Source organism: Allofournierella sp. CML151 (assembly GCF_027853465.1).
Classification (GTDB): domain Bacteria; phylum Bacillota; class Clostridia; order Oscillospirales; family Ruminococcaceae; genus Allofournierella.
Genome location: NZ_JAPNNW010000028.1, coordinates 22,413 through 37,969 on the forward strand (window position 1 = coordinate 22,413; position 15,557 = coordinate 37,969).

15 protein-coding genes and 2 tRNA genes are annotated in these 15,557 nt (G+C 59.8%); 12 read left to right on the plus strand and 5 right to left on the minus strand.

Annotated features, from left to right (window positions below):
• Window positions 1-6 precede the first annotated feature (6 nt).
• The 4 genes from PH256_RS14360 (at window position 7) to PH256_RS14375 (ending at window position 1,943) form a co-directional block, all read left to right on the plus strand.
• Complete coding sequence (locus tag PH256_RS14360) at window positions 7-198, plus strand: hypothetical protein (RefSeq protein WP_270914720.1); 192 nt, start codon at window positions 7-9, stop codon at window positions 196-198.
• 16 nt (window positions 199-214) lie between these two features.
• Window positions 215-415 carry a hypothetical protein gene (locus PH256_RS14365; protein WP_270914721.1) on the plus strand — a complete coding sequence of 67 codons (201 nt, stop codon included), beginning with the start codon at window positions 215-217 and terminating at the stop codon, window positions 413-415.
• Window positions 416-517: 102 nt separating this feature from the next.
• Window positions 518-727 (plus strand): hypothetical protein, encoded by a 210-nt coding sequence (locus PH256_RS14370; RefSeq protein WP_087183643.1) that lies wholly within the window; start codon window positions 518-520, stop codon window positions 725-727.
• 226 nt (window positions 728-953) lie between these two features.
• Window positions 954-1,943, plus strand: a complete 990-nt coding sequence (locus PH256_RS14375) for a serine hydrolase (RefSeq protein WP_270914722.1) — start codon at window positions 954-956, stop codon at window positions 1,941-1,943.
• A 78-nt stretch (window positions 1,944-2,021) separates the two neighbouring features.
• On the opposite strand, the gene udk is transcribed toward PH256_RS14375, so the two are convergent.
• The 3 genes from udk to PH256_RS14390 form a co-directional block, all read right to left on the minus strand.
• A complete protein-coding gene (udk, locus tag PH256_RS14380; RefSeq protein ID WP_058963563.1) occupies window positions 2,022-2,639 on the minus strand; it encodes a uridine kinase in 618 nt (205 codons plus the stop codon).
• A 150-nt stretch (window positions 2,640-2,789) separates the two neighbouring features.
• Window positions 2,790-4,526, minus strand: a complete 1,737-nt coding sequence (locus PH256_RS14385) for an ABC transporter ATP-binding protein (protein ID WP_270914723.1) — start codon at window positions 4,524-4,526, stop codon at window positions 2,790-2,792.
• Window positions 4,523-6,274, minus strand: coding sequence for an ABC transporter ATP-binding protein (locus PH256_RS14390; RefSeq protein ID WP_270914724.1), 1,752 nt, complete (start codon window positions 6,272-6,274; stop codon window positions 4,523-4,525). The genes PH256_RS14385 and PH256_RS14390 overlap by 4 nt, the downstream gene beginning before the upstream one ends.
• Window positions 6,275-6,488: 214 nt before the next feature.
• Here PH256_RS14390 and PH256_RS14395 point away from each other — a divergent pair, with 214 nt between their 5' ends.
• On the plus strand, window positions 6,489-6,971 hold the full coding sequence (locus PH256_RS14395; RefSeq protein WP_087183639.1) for a GNAT family N-acetyltransferase: 483 nt from the start codon (window positions 6,489-6,491) through the stop codon (window positions 6,969-6,971).
• A gap of 139 nt (window positions 6,972-7,110) precedes the next feature.
• Here the strand turns inward: PH256_RS14395 and PH256_RS14400 are convergent.
• Both PH256_RS14400 and PH256_RS14405 read right to left on the minus strand, forming a co-directional pair.
• Window positions 7,111-7,186 (minus strand) — tRNA-Pro (locus PH256_RS14400).
• A 40-nt stretch (window positions 7,187-7,226) separates the two neighbouring features.
• Window positions 7,227-7,300 (minus strand) — tRNA-Gln (locus PH256_RS14405).
• Window positions 7,301-7,527: 227 nt separating this feature from the next.
• Here PH256_RS14405 and PH256_RS14410 point away from each other — a divergent pair.
• The 7 genes from PH256_RS14410 to PH256_RS14440 all read left to right on the plus strand — a co-directional run bounded on the left by PH256_RS14410 (window position 7,528) and on the right by PH256_RS14440 (window position 15,362).
• Window positions 7,528-8,604: a 6-phosphofructokinase gene (locus PH256_RS14410; RefSeq protein ID WP_087183638.1), complete on the plus strand. Its 1,077-nt coding sequence runs from the start codon at window positions 7,528-7,530 to the stop codon at window positions 8,602-8,604.
• A 356-nt stretch (window positions 8,605-8,960) separates the two neighbouring features.
• Window positions 8,961-11,588 (plus strand): valine--tRNA ligase, encoded by a 2,628-nt coding sequence (locus PH256_RS14415; protein WP_087183637.1) that lies wholly within the window; start codon window positions 8,961-8,963, stop codon window positions 11,586-11,588.
• Between the two features lie 181 nt (window positions 11,589-11,769).
• Window positions 11,770-12,531: a VanZ family protein gene (locus PH256_RS14420; protein WP_242956111.1), complete on the plus strand. Its 762-nt coding sequence runs from the start codon at window positions 11,770-11,772 to the stop codon at window positions 12,529-12,531.
• Window positions 12,503-13,780, plus strand: a complete 1,278-nt coding sequence (locus PH256_RS14425; RefSeq protein ID WP_270914725.1) for a bifunctional folylpolyglutamate synthase/dihydrofolate synthase — start codon at window positions 12,503-12,505, stop codon at window positions 13,778-13,780. Before PH256_RS14420 ends, PH256_RS14425 begins: the two co-directional genes overlap by 29 nt.
• A gap of 118 nt (window positions 13,781-13,898) precedes the next feature.
• Entirely contained in the window at window positions 13,899-14,195 is a 297-nt protein-coding gene (locus PH256_RS14430; protein WP_087183634.1) for an STAS domain-containing protein, read from the plus strand.
• Window positions 14,196-14,211: 16 nt separating this feature from the next.
• A complete protein-coding gene (spoIIAB, locus tag PH256_RS14435) occupies window positions 14,212-14,646 on the plus strand; it encodes an anti-sigma F factor (protein ID WP_087183633.1) in 435 nt (144 codons plus the stop codon).
• A 41-nt stretch (window positions 14,647-14,687) separates the two neighbouring features.
• On the plus strand, window positions 14,688-15,362 hold the full coding sequence (locus PH256_RS14440; RefSeq protein WP_270914726.1) for a sigma-70 family RNA polymerase sigma factor: 675 nt from the start codon (window positions 14,688-14,690) through the stop codon (window positions 15,360-15,362).
• Window positions 15,363-15,557: the final 195 nt, after the last annotated feature.

Genomic DNA, 15,557 nt, shown 5'->3' on the forward strand with positions numbered 1-15,557 from the left:
GGAATTATGAATTACGGCCCCAATCAGATCCAGCAAGGGCTGAACGCCAAGCTGTATAACGAGACAGAGGGCTTTTCCGCCGGCGCAAAGGACGCCGAGAAAGCGATGAAAGCCGCGGAAGCCGCCTACCAGAAGGAGCTTGGAATTTATAAGCCTACCCTTCTGAAGCGCTTCAAGGCGCTGTTCCGCAGCGCGTAAAAGGGAGTGAGCGGTCATGAACACCAGAATCCCGCGCACGGCCGCGGAGATGCGGCAGTTTGATGAGACCGGGCTTTCCCGCCGGCAGACCGCCGGGCAACACGAAGCGGAAAAACAGATGAAAGCGGCCGAAGAGGCCTATCAGAAAGAGCTTGGAACTTACCGGCCGGGAGTTGGCCGGCGGTTGCAGACCCTGCTGAAACGATTCTTCAAATGAAAAAGGCGGGGGATGCGGTTGCATTTCCCGTTTTTTTGCGCACAGCCACCGGGGCTTGTGCGCGAGCTGGTACAAACGCTGTTGAAAGGAGATGCGCGTTTTATGTTGTTTTTGATGCCTGCACAATCCGGCCGGGTAAAGCCCGAGATCGAGATCGATGTGAACAGCTACGGAATGGTGAACTACACCGCCGAGCAGCGCAAAGCGGATAAGGCAATGCGCGCTGCGGAAAAGGCATACCATAAGCAGTTGGGGACCTACGAACCCACCTGGTGGGAGCGTATGAGCGACAACTGGAAAAAGGGCGCCTGAGGGTCGAACGTATCAGTAGCGGAAAGCCACGCCGGAACTTCCGGCGTGGCTTTCGTTTTGGGGAAGAACACCGGGTCAGAAGTTGAAAAATTTGTGTAATTGGCCTGTTTTGACAAATTTGTAGTATAATAAAGGAACAAACCGGCCGGTATTTTCATGACCGGCGATTTGCTTTTGGGGGGAAAGGGAGGAACGCGGCGGTTTGAGCGCCGCATAGAAAACGGCAATGAAAACACAAACAAGAAAGACCCGCAAAAAGAAACACGCCCGCTGGCCCTGGGTTGTGATGGTGGTGGTGATGATTCTGGTGATTGTGGCGGCCGCCCGCTCGATGATGCGGCAGGCAGTGGGAGCGGCGGCCAGCGCCTCTGTGAGCCAGAGCGTCAGTCAGGCGCATCCCGCGCCGGAACCGGAATCCGAGCCGGAGCCCACCGCCACGCCTCAGCCCACTGCCACACCTCAGCCCACTGCCACACCTCAGCCGGAGCTGAGCAGTGAGGAGCCCATTACCGCGGCGGAAGCAGCCGAGATGGATGCTTTGCTGGACAGTATGCCCGGCAGTATCTCGGTGTGGATTCAGGACATCACTTCCGGCCAGACCTATACATACAAGCCGGACAACGGTTTTTACTGCGCCAGTACCTTGAAGGCGCCTTATGCCCTGTGGCTTTGCCAGCGGGATGAGGAGGGCCTGATCGACCTGAACGCGACTGTCGGCGGCGATACCGGCTGGGATCTGATCTACCCCATGATCGCCCACAGCAGCAACGGAGCGGCCCATGACCTGGGCGCCATGTGGCCCGGCAGCCTGGACACCGGCTTCTCGGACTTTTTGAGCGAGCTGGGCTTCGCCAGCCCGGAAGGCTGTGAGGTGGTGGAGGAAGGCATCCATGGCTGGGTCACCGGTGCAGACGGCGGCCGGGCCATGCGGGCGCTGTATGACTATTTTGAGACCGGCACCGAAAATGCTCTGCAGCTGCAGGAGGCTTTCCTGGCGGCGGACCATGACCTGTTGTATTGCCCGGCCCCGGCGGCCAAAAAGTACGGCAGCTGGGATCAGGCGCTGCACGATATGGCCATTGTCTATGCGGACCGGCCCTACATCATCTCCATGTTCACCGACTGGGGGGACCAGGACGTCTCCTTCCCTGAGGAGGGACGTGAGCGGATGCAGCAGGTTGGCCAGTTGGCGGCAGAGATCATTCTGGAAGACTAAGCGATTTTTCGTACAAAAAGAAATAAAAACGGCCCCGCGTACCCTGTTCAGGGTACGCGGGGCCGCTGTTTTTATCGGTCAGGCCTGGTTCAGATGGCTTTCCAGCCGGTGGATGAGCATTTCCAGAGCAACGGGGTTTTTGCCGCCCTCGGGAATAATCAGATCGGCCCGGCGCTTGCTGGGCTCCACAAACTGCTCGTGCATGGGCTTTACGGTGGTCAGATACTGGGAGACGACGCTGTCCAGTGTGCGGCCGCGCTTTTTCACGTCCCGCACGATGCGGCGCAGGATGCGCACGTCGGCGTCGGTGTCCACAAAGACCTTGATGTCCATCAGATCGCACAGCTCCTGGCTGGCGAAGATCAGAATGCCCTCCACCAGAATCACAGGTGCGGGCTTGATCTCCAGCAGATCGTCCGAACGGTTGTGCTCCGAGAAATCGTATACCGGGCAGTAGATGGTCTCGCCCCGCTTCAGCGCGGCCAGATGCTCCACCATCAGGTCGGTATCAAAGGCGTCCGGGTGGTCGTAGTTGGTGCGGCAGCGCTCGTCGTAGGTCAGGTGGTCCTGACGCTTGTAGTAGTTATCGTGGCTGATCACGCTGATCTGGTCGCCAAAGCGCTCCTTTAAACGTCGGGTCAACGTGGTTTTTCCGCTGCCGGTGCCGCCAGCTACGCCCAGTACCATAATATCCATGCCAGATTGCCTCCTTGCACATCCCTAGAGCCCCCAGGGCGGACGGTGAGCCGCCCGCCCCGGCTGAATCGTTATTTTATATATTATATCATATCTGTGCCCACAAGGGGAACAAAAAATGAGAATTTGGGCGAAAACAGGCGGGGTGTGTCACTGGGCGGCGAACTGGCTGTTGTAAAGCCGGGCATAGAATCCACCCTTGGCCAGAAGTTCCCGGTGGGTGCCCTGTTCCACGATGTGTCCCGCATCCATGACCAGAATCTGGTCCGCCGTCTGGATGGTGGAAAGCCGGTGCGCCACCACAAAGCTGGTGCGGCCCTCCATCAATTGCTCGAAGGCCTGCTGCACCAGCATCTCGGTGCGGGTGTCGATGTTGCTGGTGGCTTCGTCCAGAATGAGCATCTGGGGCCGGCACAGCAGAATGCGGGCGATGCACAGCAGCTGTTTTTGCCCGGCGGAAAGGTTGCCGCCGCCCGGGGCGATGAGGGTGTCGTAGCCCTGAGGCAGGCGCTGGATGAAGCCATCGGTATGGGCGGCTTTGGCTGCCTGGATGATCTGGTCCATGGTGGCATCCGGCTTGCCGTAGGCGATGTTCTCCCGCACGGTGGCATTTTTCAGCCAGGTTTCCTGCAGCACCATACCGTACATGCCCCGCAGAGCGCTGCGTTTGAGCTGCCGTGCCGGAACACCGTCCACCAGAATCCGCCCGCCGTCCACCTCGTAAAAGCGCATCAGCAGGTTGATGAGGGTGGTCTTGCCGCAGCCGGTGGGCCCTACGATGGCGATGCGCTGGCCCGGCTCCACCTTCAGGCAGAGGTTTTGAATCAGCGGAACGTCCTTCCGGTAGGAAAAATCCACCCGGTCCAGCTCCACCCGGCCGCTGCAGCGTTCGGGCGCCAGCGCACCGGGAGCATCCGCCGGTTCCGGTTTCAGATCGATGGTCTGGAACAGGCGCTGGGCGCTGGCCATGGCGGTCTGCAGCTGGGTGAGCACGCTGGTGACCTCGTTGAAGGGCTTGGTGTACTGGTTGGCGTAGGTGAGAAAGGCGCTCAGGGTACCCACACTCAGCGCGCCGCTCAGAGCGGCCAGACCGCCGAACACACCCACCGCGCCGTAAACGATGTTGTTCACAAAACGGGTGCCCGGGTTGGCTGCCGCCGAGTAGAACACCGCCCACAGGCTGGCACTTCGCAGCTCCTCGTTGATCCGGTCGAAGGTTTCGCAGCACTGAGCCTCATGACCGAAGGCCTTCACCAGATCCTGGCCGTTCACCATCTCATTCACATAGGCGGAAAGCTGGCCCTGGGCCGCGGCCTGCTTGCGGAACAGCGCATGGGTGCGGCTGGCCACAAAGCGGGCAAACAGGATGGACAGCGGGGTGACCAGCACCACCACCAGCGCGATGAAGGGGTTCAGATAAAACATGATGACTAGAACGCCCAGAATGGTGGCCGCGCCGGGCAGCAGCTGGGTAAGCCCCTGCAGCAGACCTTCGGACACTGCGTCCGTGTCGTTGACCAGACGGCTGACCAGATCGCCGTGGGGCAGCTGGTCGATGGTGGAAATGGGGACCGCATTCAGGGCGTTGAAGGCCTGCTGGCGCATGTCCTGTGCAGCAAGGGCGCTGATGCGGCGGATGCACACATTCATCACCCACTGGAAGCCCGCGGCCAGCAGGATGCACAGAGCCATCACTGCCAGAAGAACAGCCAGATGCCGGAACTGCACAAGGCCCGGTCCGATCAGGCAGTCGATGGCGCGGCCGATGAGCACCGGCGTCATCAGAGTGAAGGCCACCTGCAGCACAGCGGAAATACAACCCAGTACAAGGCTGCCCCGGTAGGGCCGCAGGTAGGAAAAGATTCGTTTCAGAATGGAGCGTTTCATCGGCTGCTCACCTCGCTTTCCGGGGTTGCTTGCTGCACCAGCTTCTGGGAAACGCAGATCTCCCGGTAGACCGGGCAGTTCTGCAGCAGCTCCTCATGGCTGCCCTGGCCCACGAGCCGGCCCTCGTCCATGACCAGGATTCGGTCTGCGTCCTTAACGGCTGAGGCGCGCTGGCTGATGAGCAGAACCGTCATGCCGCTGGTGTCCTGCTTCAGGGCGCGGCGCAGTGCTGCGTCGGTGGCAAAATCCAGTGCGCTGAAGGAGTCATCCAGAATCAACAGTGAGGGCCGCTTTGCCAGAGCCCGGGCGATGGTCAGACGCTGGCGCTGGCCGCCGGAGAAGTTTTTGCCGCCCTCCTCCACCGGAGTGTCCAGACCTTCCGGCTTCTGCTGTACAAAGTCCCGGGCCTGGGCGGTGGTGAGGGCTGCCCACAAATCTTCGTCATCCGCCTGGGGCGCGCCCAGCTGCAGGTTGCTGCGAATGGTGCCGGAAAACAGCTTCACGTTCTGGGGCACATAGCCGATCTTTTCCCGCAGGGCTTCCAGTGGATAGCTGCGCAGGTCCTGGCCATCCAGCAGGATGCGGCCGCCGGTGACATCGTAAAACCGCAAAATCAGGTTGGCCAGAGTGGTCTTGCCGCAGCCGGTGCCGCCGATCACGCCGATGGTCTGGCCTCGTTCGGCGGTGAAGCTCACCCCTTCCAGGGCGTTTTTGCCCGAGGGGCCCGCGTAGGAAAAGTCCACCTGCTCAAATGCCAGGAAGGCGCCCGGCTCCCGGGTACGAGGTACGCTTTCACTTTTGATGCTGCTCTCGGTGGCCAGCAGGGTACTCAGCCGTTTGGCGCTGGCCGCAGCGCGGGTGAACTGGACGATCAGGTTGGCCAGCACAATCAGTGCCAGAAGGGTCTGGGTCATGTAGTTGACCATGGCGAACACATCGCCGCTGAGAATCAGGCCCCGGTCCGCAAAGCGGGCGCCGTACCAGAGAATGGCCAGAATGGCAAAGTTGGCGATCACATAGGTGAGGGGATTCAGCGCGGCCGAGATGCGGCCCACCTGGATGGTGAGGGCGCTGTGGGCGTCGCTGGCAGCGGCGAAATCCTTCTTCTCGCTTTCCTGGCGGGAAAAGGCACGGATGACCCGGGCGCCCTCCAGGTTCTGGCCGGTCAGGGTGCCCAGTGTCTCCTGCCGCTGCTGGATGCGGGCATAGTCCGGTAGGGTGCGTTTCATCACCTGATACAGGACCAATACGATCAGTGGGGTGGAGATCAGAAAAATCAGCGCGATGCGTGCGTTCAGCACAAAGGCCATCACGATGGAACCGATGGCCAGAAAAGGCGCTCGGGTGGCAAGACGGATGAACATGTTCACGCCGTTCTGCACCTGGTTCACATCGTTGGTGATGTGAGTGATCAGGCTGCCCGCGCCGATGGCGTCGGTCTCATGGCCGGACAGGCTGAGGATGTGGCGGAAGACCTGGCGGCGCAGGGAGGCGCCGAAGCCAAAGGCGGCCACGCTGGCAAAGTACTGGCAGGTGGTGGCTGCCGCAACGCCAAGTACCGCCAGCAAAAGAAGAAAAAGACCCTGCCGCAGCACATAGGCCCGGTCTCCGCCGGCAATGCCCACGTCAATGATATTGGCCATGAGCAGAGGGACCATGAGCTCCAGCACGGCTTCCAGCAATTTGAACAGGGGTCCGAGGATCAGCTGGGGGTAGTATCCCCGGAAATTGGTGCACAGTGCTTTCAAGCGATACGCTCCTTTTCAATAAAATAGGGCCGGGAAGGACCCAGCAGCCCGTCCCTTTATTATATAAGAGGAAACAACAAAAGAAAAGCGGCGTGCCCGGCGGGCGGTAAAATGGATTCCCCGGCGGATTTGTGATAAAATTTGTGCAGATACAAAAAACGGGCCTTTTCTCGAAACGGAAGAAAAGGGCCCGGAACGACAGGAGGAATGCCGGATGAATCAAACGCCCGTATTTCGCTTTGCAGAGGAAGAGGATACTCCGCTGATTCTGCAATTTATCCGGGAGCTGGCCGACTACGAGGGGATGCTCGGTGAGGTGGTGGCAGATGAGGCCACGCTGAAGGAATGGATCTTCTGCAAGCAGAAAGCGGAGGTATTGTTTGTGCTGGCGGACGGCCGGGAAGTGGGCTTTGCGCTGTTTTTCCACAACTTCTCCACCTTCCTGGGCCGGGCCGGTTTATATCTGGAGGATCTGTATGTGAATCCCGAGTACCGAGGCCGGGGCTACGGCAAGGCGATTCTGAAGAAGCTGGCGGCCATCGCGGTGGAGCGGGGATGCGGCCGCCTGGAATGGTGGTGCCTGGACTGGAACAGGCCCAGCATTGACTTTTATCTCTCGCTGGGGGCGCAGCCAATGGAGGACTGGACGGTCTACCGCATCACCGGCGACACATTGACAAGTCTGGCTGGGGAATGATTTGAACAAACAAAAATACCGCAGAAGCCGAAGCTTCTGCGGTATTCAAAGAAAAAGCTGTACTACTTTTTGTGAAAAGTGAAGAGTGAAAAGTGAAGAAGTAAAAATCGGCAAGCCCCTGACGGTGCTTGCCGATTTTTGGTCGGAGTGACGGGACTTGAACCCACGGCTTCCTGGTCCCGAACCAGGCGCGCTACCAACTGCGCTACACCCCGATGTAAAAAATAGCAGCAGCGTGCAGGCTGCTGCTATTTCTGGTTGGAGAAGAAGGATTCGAACCCTCACAAACAGAGTCAGAGTCTGTCGTGCTACCCTTACACAATTCTCCAATATTCATTTGCCGGAGCGTTGCCCTAACGATAATTTATTATAGCACTGAACGGGAAAATGTCAACCACTTTTTTTCAATTTTTTTACGGTTCTTTTTCCGCAAAAAAGATTGACAAACCACCAAAAAGGGCGATACTCTAAAAAAAGAAAATGTATGCAGTTTTTGACACCGAGTCAAAGGCTGCTCCCGGCGGTTCGGCCGGGCTGTGAGGGAGGAATTGGAACTATGAAAAAACGGATTGGTATCCTTACGTCCGGCGGCGACTGCCCCGGCCTGAACGCCACCATTCGCGGCGTGGCGAAGGCGCTGTATCAGCGCATGGGAGAAGATGTGCAGATCGTGGGCATCACCAACGGTTACTCCGGCCTGATCAACGGCCAGTGGCGTGAGATGGAGCCGGAGGAGTTTTCCGGTATCCTGACCATGGGCGGCACCATTCTGGGCACCAAGCGCACCCCCTTCAAGCTGATGCGGGTCATCGGTGAGGACCAGGTGGACAAGGTGGCCGCCATGAAGAAGAACTACGAGGAAATGAAGCTGGACTGCCTGCTCTGCCTGGGCGGCAACGGCACCCATAAAACCGCCAACCTGCTGGCCCAGGAGGGCCTGAACGTGATCGGCCTTCCCAAGACCATCGACAACGACATCTACGGCACCGACGTGACCTTCGGTTTCCATACCGCGGTGGACATCGCCACCGAGGTGATCGACCGCATCCACACCACCGCTTCCAGCCATCGCCGCTGCATGGTGGTGGAGCTGATGGGCAACAAGGCCGGCTGGCTGACCCTGTATGCAGGCGTGGCCGGCGGCGCGGACATCATCCTGATCCCCGAAATGCCCTATAACATTGATAATGTATGCGCTGCCGTGGAGCGCCGTGCCTCTCAGGGCAAGACCTTCTCCATCCTGGCGGTGGCTGAGGGCGCCTTCGACAACGAGGAAGCCCGCATGAAGAAGAAGGAGCGTGCCGCCCGCCGCAAGGAGCAGGGCTACACCACTGCCACCAACCGCATCGCGGCCCAGATCGAGAAGATGACCGGCTTCGAGACCCGCGTCTGCGTGCCCGGCCACATGCAGCGGGGCGGTTCGCCTTCTGCCTATGACCGCGTGCTGGCTACCCAGTTCGGCACCTACGCCGCCAAGCTGGTGGAGCACGAGAAGTACGGCGTGACCGTTGCCATGCGCAACAACCACGTCACCGAGAACCCGCTGGAGGAGATCGCCGGTAAGAGCCGTCTGGTTCCGGACGGTCACGGCATGCTGGAGGTCGCCCGCCGCATGGGCATTTCTCTGGGCTGACCGGCTCTTGCGCTGCAGTGATTGACGCGGCGGCCGGATGTTGCTATAATCATTATTACAAATGCGCTGAAAAAGAGGGCGCACGGCAATGCGTTTTGGAAAAGAGAGCCGGGGGCAGGTGAAAGCCCGGCAGAACGCGCCGGGTGCTGTCGCTTTTGAGCAGGCGGGGTGAACCTTCAGTAGCCTCTGCCCGTGCCGCCCGCGTTAAGGGCTCCGAGTGGCTGCCGGTTTCCGGCGGCAATTTGGGTGGTACCGCGGTATTGTATTGTTTTGTACAGGCCGTCCCAAGTGTGAACACACGCCTGGGGCGGCCTTTTTGTTTGCCCCGGCAGCAACCGAAACAGGAGGGAAAATCAATGAAAGAACTGGAAAAATTGTATGATCCCGCCCGCGTGGAAGACGACATTTATGCCTTCTGGCTGAATGGCGGCTACTTCCACACCAAGGCGGATAAGAACAAAAAGCCCTACACCATCGTGATGCCGCCGCCGAACGTGACCGGCCAGCTGCACATGGGCCATGCCATGGACGAGACCTGGCAGGATATTCTGATCCGCTACAAGCGCATGCAGGGCTATGCCGCCCTGTGGGTGCCCGGCACCGACCACGCCTCCATTGCCACCGAGGCCAAGGTTGTGGCCAAGATGAAGGAAGAGGGCCTGACCAAGGAGATGCTGGGCCGCGAGGGCTTCCTGGAGCGCGCCTGGGCCTGGAAGAACCAGTACGGCGACCGCATTGTGAGCCAGCTGAAAAAGCTGGGCTGCTCCTGCGACTGGGACCGCGAGCGTTTCACCATGGACGAGGGCTGCAGCAAGGCTGTGCTGAAGGTCTTCAAGTATCTGTACGACAAGGACCTGATCTACCGCGGCGAGCGCATCATCAACTGGTGCCCCCACTGCAAGACCAGCATCTCCGATGCTGAGGTGGAGTATGAGGACCAGGAGGGCAGCTTCTGGCACCTGAAGTACCCCATTGTGGGCACCGACGAGTTCCTGGTTCTGGCCACCACCCGTCCCGAGACCATGCTGGGTGATACCGCCGTGGCCATCCATCCGGATGACGAGCGCTACAAGCACCTGCATGGCAAGAAGGTGCTGCTGCCCCTGCTGAACAAGGAGATCCCCATCGTTACCGATACCTATGTGGACATGGAGTTCGGCACCGGCGTGGTGAAGATCACCCCCGCCCATGACCCCAACGACTTCGAGGTAGGCCAGCGCCACAACCTGCCCATCGTGAAGGTGCTGGACGAGACCGCCCACATGACCGCCGACTGCGGCAAGTATGCCGGTATGGACCGCTACGAGGCCCGCAAGGCCATCGTGGCCGATCTGGAGGCGGGCGGCTATCTGGAGAAGATCGAGCCCCACGCCCACAACGTTGGCACCTGCTACCGCTGCGGCACCACCATCGAGCCCATGGTTTCCAAGCAGTGGTTCGTGCGCATGGTGCCCCTGGCCGGTCCGGCCATCGACGCGGTGCGGGACGGCCGCATCAAGTTCGTGCCCGAGCGCTTTGACAAACAGTACTACCACTGGATGGAAAACACCCGCGACTGGTGCATCAGCCGTCAGCTGTGGTGGGGCCATCGGATTCCCGCCTACTACTGCGACGCCTGCGGCGAGGTGCATGTGAGCGATGAGCCCATGACCACCTGTCCCAAGTGCGGCGGTGCCCTGCGTCAGGATGAGGATACCCTGGACACCTGGTTCTCCAGCGCCCTGTGGCCCTTCAGCACCCTGGGCTGGCCGGACAAGACCGAGGACCTGGATTACTTCTATCCCACCAACACCCTGGTCACCGGCTACGACATCATCACCTTCTGGGTGAGCCGTATGATCTTCTCCGGCCTGGAGTACACCGGCAAGGTGCCCTTCGACACCGTGCTGATCCACGGTCTGGTGCGCGATGCTCAGGGCCGCAAGATGTCCAAGAGCCTGGGCAACGGTATCGACCCGCTGGAGATCATTGCCCAGTACGGCGCCGACGCCCTGCGTCTGACCCTGGTTCTGGGCTCCACCCCCGGCAACGACATGCGCTTTTCCGACGAGAAGATCAAGGCCAGCCGGAACTTCGCCAACAAGCTGTGGAACGCCACCCGCTTCGTGATGATGAACCTGCCTGAGGACTTCCAGGCCGGTCTGCCCGCTGCGGATAAGCTGGACCTGAGCGACAAGTGGATTCTGTCCACCCTGAACAACCTGGCCCGCACCGTCACCGACAATCTGGATAAGTTCGAGCTGGGCCTGGCTGCCCAGAAGGTGCAGGACTTCATCTGGGAGGTTTACTGCGACTGGTACATCGAGATCGCCAAGGTTCGCCTGAACTCCACCGATCCCGAGGAGGCCGACAACGCCCGCAAGGTGCTGGTGTACGTGCTGACCCAGGCGCTGAAGCTGCTGCATCCCTTCATGCCCTTCATCACTGAGGAGATCTACCGCGCTCTGCCCGGCACCAGCGAGACCATCATGACCGAGCAGTGGCCGGTATTCACCGAGGAGCTGAACTACGCTGCCGAGGAAGCCGACTTTGAGAAGCTGATGGACTACATCAAGGCGGTTCGTACCATCCGTGCCGAGATGAACGTGCATCCTGCCAAGCGCAGCAGCATGATCATCGAGACCAGTGAGACCGAGGCCTTCCGCCGTGGCGGTGATTATCTGGCCAAGTTCGCCTTCGCCACCGATGTGACCCTCACCGAGAAGTACACCGGCGACACCGCCGGCATGGTGCAGGTCATCACCCATGCGGCCCGCGGCTTCATCCCCATGATGGAGCTGATCGACCGGGAGAAGGAGCTGGCCCGCCTGAACAAGGAGAAGGCCGGTGCTGAGAAGGAGATCGGCATGTTCAGCCGTCAGCTGAGCAACGAGGGCTTTGTGAACAAGGCGCCCGCCAACGTGGTGGAGGAAATCCGCCAGAAGCTGGCCCGCGCTCAGGAAAAGCTGGCCCGCGTGGAGGAGTCCATCGCGGCTCTGGGCTGAGAAACTGCCAGAAGTTTGTAAAAAATCCATGAAAAAGGAGCCTGGTTTGCAGCAAACCGGGCTCCTTTCTCGTATAACAAGCAGGGACGGGGATGTTCCGGGGTTTGACAGATGTGCTATAATGGCGGAAGACACACGGGAAAGTATTGTGTGTATGATAATCATTAGGAGGGGTGGATTTTTGTATCAGAAAAAACGAACGAGCCCGTTTACAATCTTTTTTCGAATCCTTTTCACTGCCTGTCTGATCTACAGCGTAGTGTTCATTTTTCAGAACTCTCTGCAGATCGCAGAGCAGTCCAGCCTGCGCAGCGAGCAGGTGCAGCAGGTGGTCAACGAGGTAGCCGGTACCGTGGGCCTTGGCCCCTTCAGCCTTCATGTGATCCGCAAGATGGCCCATTTCACAGAGTTTATGATGATGGGCTTTTGGTTCATGCTCTGCCTGCGGGTGTACACCCGTCACTTCATCAAGCATGTGAGCTGGCCGCTGTTTCTGGGCCTGGGCACTGCCGTAACCGACGAGACCATCCAGATCTTTGTGGATGGCCGGGGTTCCAGCGTGAAGGATGTGTGGATCGACTTTGCCGGTTTCCTGGTGGGGTTGTTTGTAGCGCTGCTGATTCTGATGTTCTGCCGCATGTGTGTGATCCTGTTTGTGCACCGGCACGATGACCGGGAGCTGATGGAGCCGGAGCCCCAGCCTCGCCCGGCAAAAAAGCGCCCTGCACCCAGCCCGGCGCCTCAGCCCCAGGAGCAGTGGGACGAGGACCCGGAAGAGGAATGGGAGGAGGAGCCTCAGCCTCAGTACCAGCCGCCCGCACGCCCGGCCCGTCAGGCTGCCCGGCGCGTCCCGGAGCCGCAGCCTCAGTGGGAGCCGGTTGTCCCGCAGCAGAAAGAGGAGGAAGAGGAAAGCTATGACACCAGCATCGAAATCGAATACTGAGTGGCTGCAAAGCCTGCCCCGCACCAACGGCAAACCCGGGGTGGAGGGGATGCGACAGCTGCTGACCAAGCTGGGCGACCCGCAGAATTATCTGGATTTTGTACATGTGGCGGGTACCAACGGCAAGGGTACCGTGTCCACCCTGACGGCTAATATTTTAAAAGAAGCCGGGTATAAGACCGGGCTCACCATCTCACCCTATGTGCTGGACTTCCGGGAGCGGATGCAGATCAACGGTGAGATGATTCCGGCGGATACGCTGGAACAGGTGGCGGGCCAGGTGCGTGCCGCCGCCGCGCAGCTGGACGAGGAGCCGGTGCAGTTCACCGCGGTCACCGCAGCGGCGCTGCTCTGGTTCTATCAGGAGCAGTGCGATCTGGCGGTATTGGAGACTGGTGTGGGTGGAAAAAATGATGCCAGCAACGGGGTGGACAACACCCTGGTGGCAGCCATCACCCGCATCGACCTGGACCACACCGAGGTGCTGGGCGATACGCTGGAAGCCATCGCTCAGGAAAAGGCAGGCATCATCAAGCCCGGCTGCACGGTGGTTTGCTATCCGCTGCAGGACCCGGAGGCTCAGCAGGCCATCGTGGCGGAGTGTATCCGCCAGAAGGCGGAGCTGGTGCAGCCCCAGCCGGAGGATCTGAACCTGCCCGACCAGCCCCAGCCGCTGACCAATCCCTTCTCCTATGGCGGCTATGAGGTGGAGCTGCCCTTCCTGGGCGCACACCAGAGCTGCAATGCGGCCATGGCGGTGGAGATCGCCCTGGCCTTGTGGCGCAAGGGTTACGAGATTTCCGATGAAGCCATTCTGAGCGGTCTGGAGACCGCCCGGTTCCCGGCACGCATCGAGGTACTGCGCAAGGAGCCGCTGGTGATTCTGGACGGCTGCCATAACCCGGCGGGGGCCAAGGCCCTGGCGGGCGTGCTGCGCACCCATACCAAAAAGAAGCCGGCGGCGGTGCTGGGCGTTCTGGCGGACAAGGCAGCCGCTCAAATCCTGGAGGCGCTGGCTCCCTGCTTTGACATCATTTATACCGTAACCCCGCCCTGCCCCCGGGCGATGGAGGCCCAGGAGCTGGCGGAGCTGGCCCACACCGTGGCTCCCAAAGTAAAGGTGACCGCCTGTGCGGACCTGGACCAGGCGCTGGATGAGGCACTGGCCCATGCAAATGGCGCGGTGGTGTGCGGCTCGCTGTATCTGGCGGCCCAGGCCCGGCCAGAGCTGCTGAAGCGGCTTACTTAAAAATTCACCGCAGCTGACGGGTTGCGGCAAAATATTCACCCAAGACCCCGTATATTGGTAAGTGCCAAGAATACGGGGTCTTTTTTTGCCCCCAAAAGGACGTGAAAGGAGAACGGAAATGGCACAGGTGATGTTTACCAGCGCGGACGATGTGCTGGCGGCCTACTTGAGCGGCGAGATCGACCATCATTCCGCCCAGATGCTGCGCCAGCAGATCGACGCGGAGCTTTCGGCCCGGATGCCCGCCCGGCTGATTCTGGATTTCGGCGGAGTGACCTTTATGGATTCCTCCGGCGTGGGGCTCATTTTGGGCCGGGCCCGGCGGATGCAGGCCACCGAAGGGCAGCTGGTGGTGCAGCAGGCGCCGGACTCCATCAAGAAGATGCTGGATCTGGCCCGTGTGGAATATCAATAGAAAAGGAGCGGCAAGCATGAAAGCCTATAATCTGATGAAGATCAGCTTTTATTCCCGCAGTGTGAACGAGGGCTTTGCCCGGGGAGCGCTGGCGGCCTTTCTGGCTCAGGCGGACCCCACCGTGCCCGAGCTGGCGGATATGAAAACCGCGGTGAGCGAGGCGGTGACCAACTGCATCGTCCATGCCTACCCCCGGCAGGTGGGGCTGGTGTATCTGACCGCGGCCCTGTATGAGGATGGCCTGGTGAAAATTACGGTGACCGACCGGGGCGTGGGCATTCCGGACGTGGAAAAGGCGATGCAGCCAATGTTCACCACCGGCAACCCGGAGGAACGGGCCGGACTGGGCTTCGCGGTGATGCAGAGCTTTATGGATAAGGTGCGGGTGACAAGCACGCCTGGCAAGGGCACCCGAGTGGTGATGAGTAAGACCCTGAGCACCAAGCAATGATTTCCCTTTTTTACATAAGATATAGAAAGGGGAAGGGAAGTATGCCCACAACACTTGGACCACGGGAGGAATTCATTGAAAACAATCTGGGGCTGGTCCACGCCTGTGCCAGCCGGTTCCGGGGCAGGGGTGTGGAGTACGACGATCTGTATTCCGCGGGCTGCATGGGTCTGATCAAGGCCTACGACGGATTTGACCAGGAGCGCGGGGTGCAGTTTTCCACCTATGCGGTGCCGGTGATTCTGGGTGAGATCAAAAAGCTCTTCCGGGATGGGGGAACCGTTAAGGTGAGCCGTTCGCTCAAGGAACTGGGCCTTCGGGTAAGCGCAGCCCGGGAGCAGATGATCAAGCAGAACGGCTGCGAGCCCAGCGTGAGCCAGCTGGCACAGGCGGTGCAGGCAAAGCCGGAGCAGGTGGCCCTGGCCATCCGTGCCAGCCAGCCTGCGCTTTCGCTCACCCCGGCGGCGGAAGAGGAGGGCGGCCGGGAGGTGGATATCCCGGTGGAATCCCCGGAGGAGGAGCTGGCGGATCGCATCAGCCTGCAGGAGGTGCTGGCTACTCTACCGCCCCAGGACCGGCAGCTGATTTTTCTGCGGTTTTTCTCCGGCAAGACCCAGAGCGAGACTGCAAAGGTACTGGGCACCACCCAGGTACAGATCTCCCGCAGGGAGCGGAAGATATTGCAGAATCTTCGGGGGCAGCTGTTGCAGGAATAAGGGTTTCAGGAGGCTTTGGATGACCTCCTGAAATTTTTTGAATTTTTTTGGCGAAAATGCTTGCATTTTGAAAACAGGTGTGGTATTATAACTGAGCCGTCAAAAACGGCAAGCCGCTCGAAAGAACTTGAAAAAATATTTCAAAAAAGTGCTTGACAAAAAGAACTTTCCGAGATATAATAAACGAGCTGTCCT

What these genes read in the sequence shown, in the direction of transcription:
- PH256_RS14360 (WP_270914720.1), top strand. Translation starts at nt 7, where the DNA reads ATGAATTACGGCCCCAATCAGATCCAGCAAGGGCTGAACGCCAAGCTG.
- PH256_RS14365 (WP_270914721.1), top strand. Translation starts at nt 215, where the DNA reads ATGAACACCAGAATCCCGCGCACGGCCGCGGAGATGCGGCAGTTTGAT.
- PH256_RS14370 (WP_087183643.1), top strand. Translation starts at nt 518, where the DNA reads ATGTTGTTTTTGATGCCTGCACAATCCGGCCGGGTAAAGCCCGAGATC.
- PH256_RS14375 (WP_270914722.1), top strand. Translation starts at nt 954, where the DNA reads ATGAAAACACAAACAAGAAAGACCCGCAAAAAGAAACACGCCCGCTGG.
- udk (WP_058963563.1), bottom strand. Translation starts at nt 2,639, where the DNA reads ATGGATATTATGGTACTGGGCGTAGCTGGCGGCACCGGCAGCGGAAAA.
- PH256_RS14385 (WP_270914723.1), bottom strand. Translation starts at nt 4,526, where the DNA reads ATGAAACGCTCCATTCTGAAACGAATCTTTTCCTACCTGCGGCCCTAC.
- PH256_RS14395 (WP_087183639.1), top strand. Translation starts at nt 6,489, where the DNA reads ATGAATCAAACGCCCGTATTTCGCTTTGCAGAGGAAGAGGATACTCCG.
- PH256_RS14410 (WP_087183638.1), top strand. Translation starts at nt 7,528, where the DNA reads ATGAAAAAACGGATTGGTATCCTTACGTCCGGCGGCGACTGCCCCGGC.
- PH256_RS14415 (WP_087183637.1), top strand. Translation starts at nt 8,961, where the DNA reads ATGAAAGAACTGGAAAAATTGTATGATCCCGCCCGCGTGGAAGACGAC.
- PH256_RS14425 (WP_270914725.1), top strand. Translation starts at nt 12,503, where the DNA reads ATGACACCAGCATCGAAATCGAATACTGAGTGGCTGCAAAGCCTGCCC.
- PH256_RS14430 (WP_087183634.1), top strand. Translation starts at nt 13,899, where the DNA reads ATGGCACAGGTGATGTTTACCAGCGCGGACGATGTGCTGGCGGCCTAC.
- spoIIAB (WP_087183633.1), top strand. Translation starts at nt 14,212, where the DNA reads ATGAAAGCCTATAATCTGATGAAGATCAGCTTTTATTCCCGCAGTGTG.
- PH256_RS14440 (WP_270914726.1), top strand. Translation starts at nt 14,688, where the DNA reads ATGCCCACAACACTTGGACCACGGGAGGAATTCATTGAAAACAATCTG.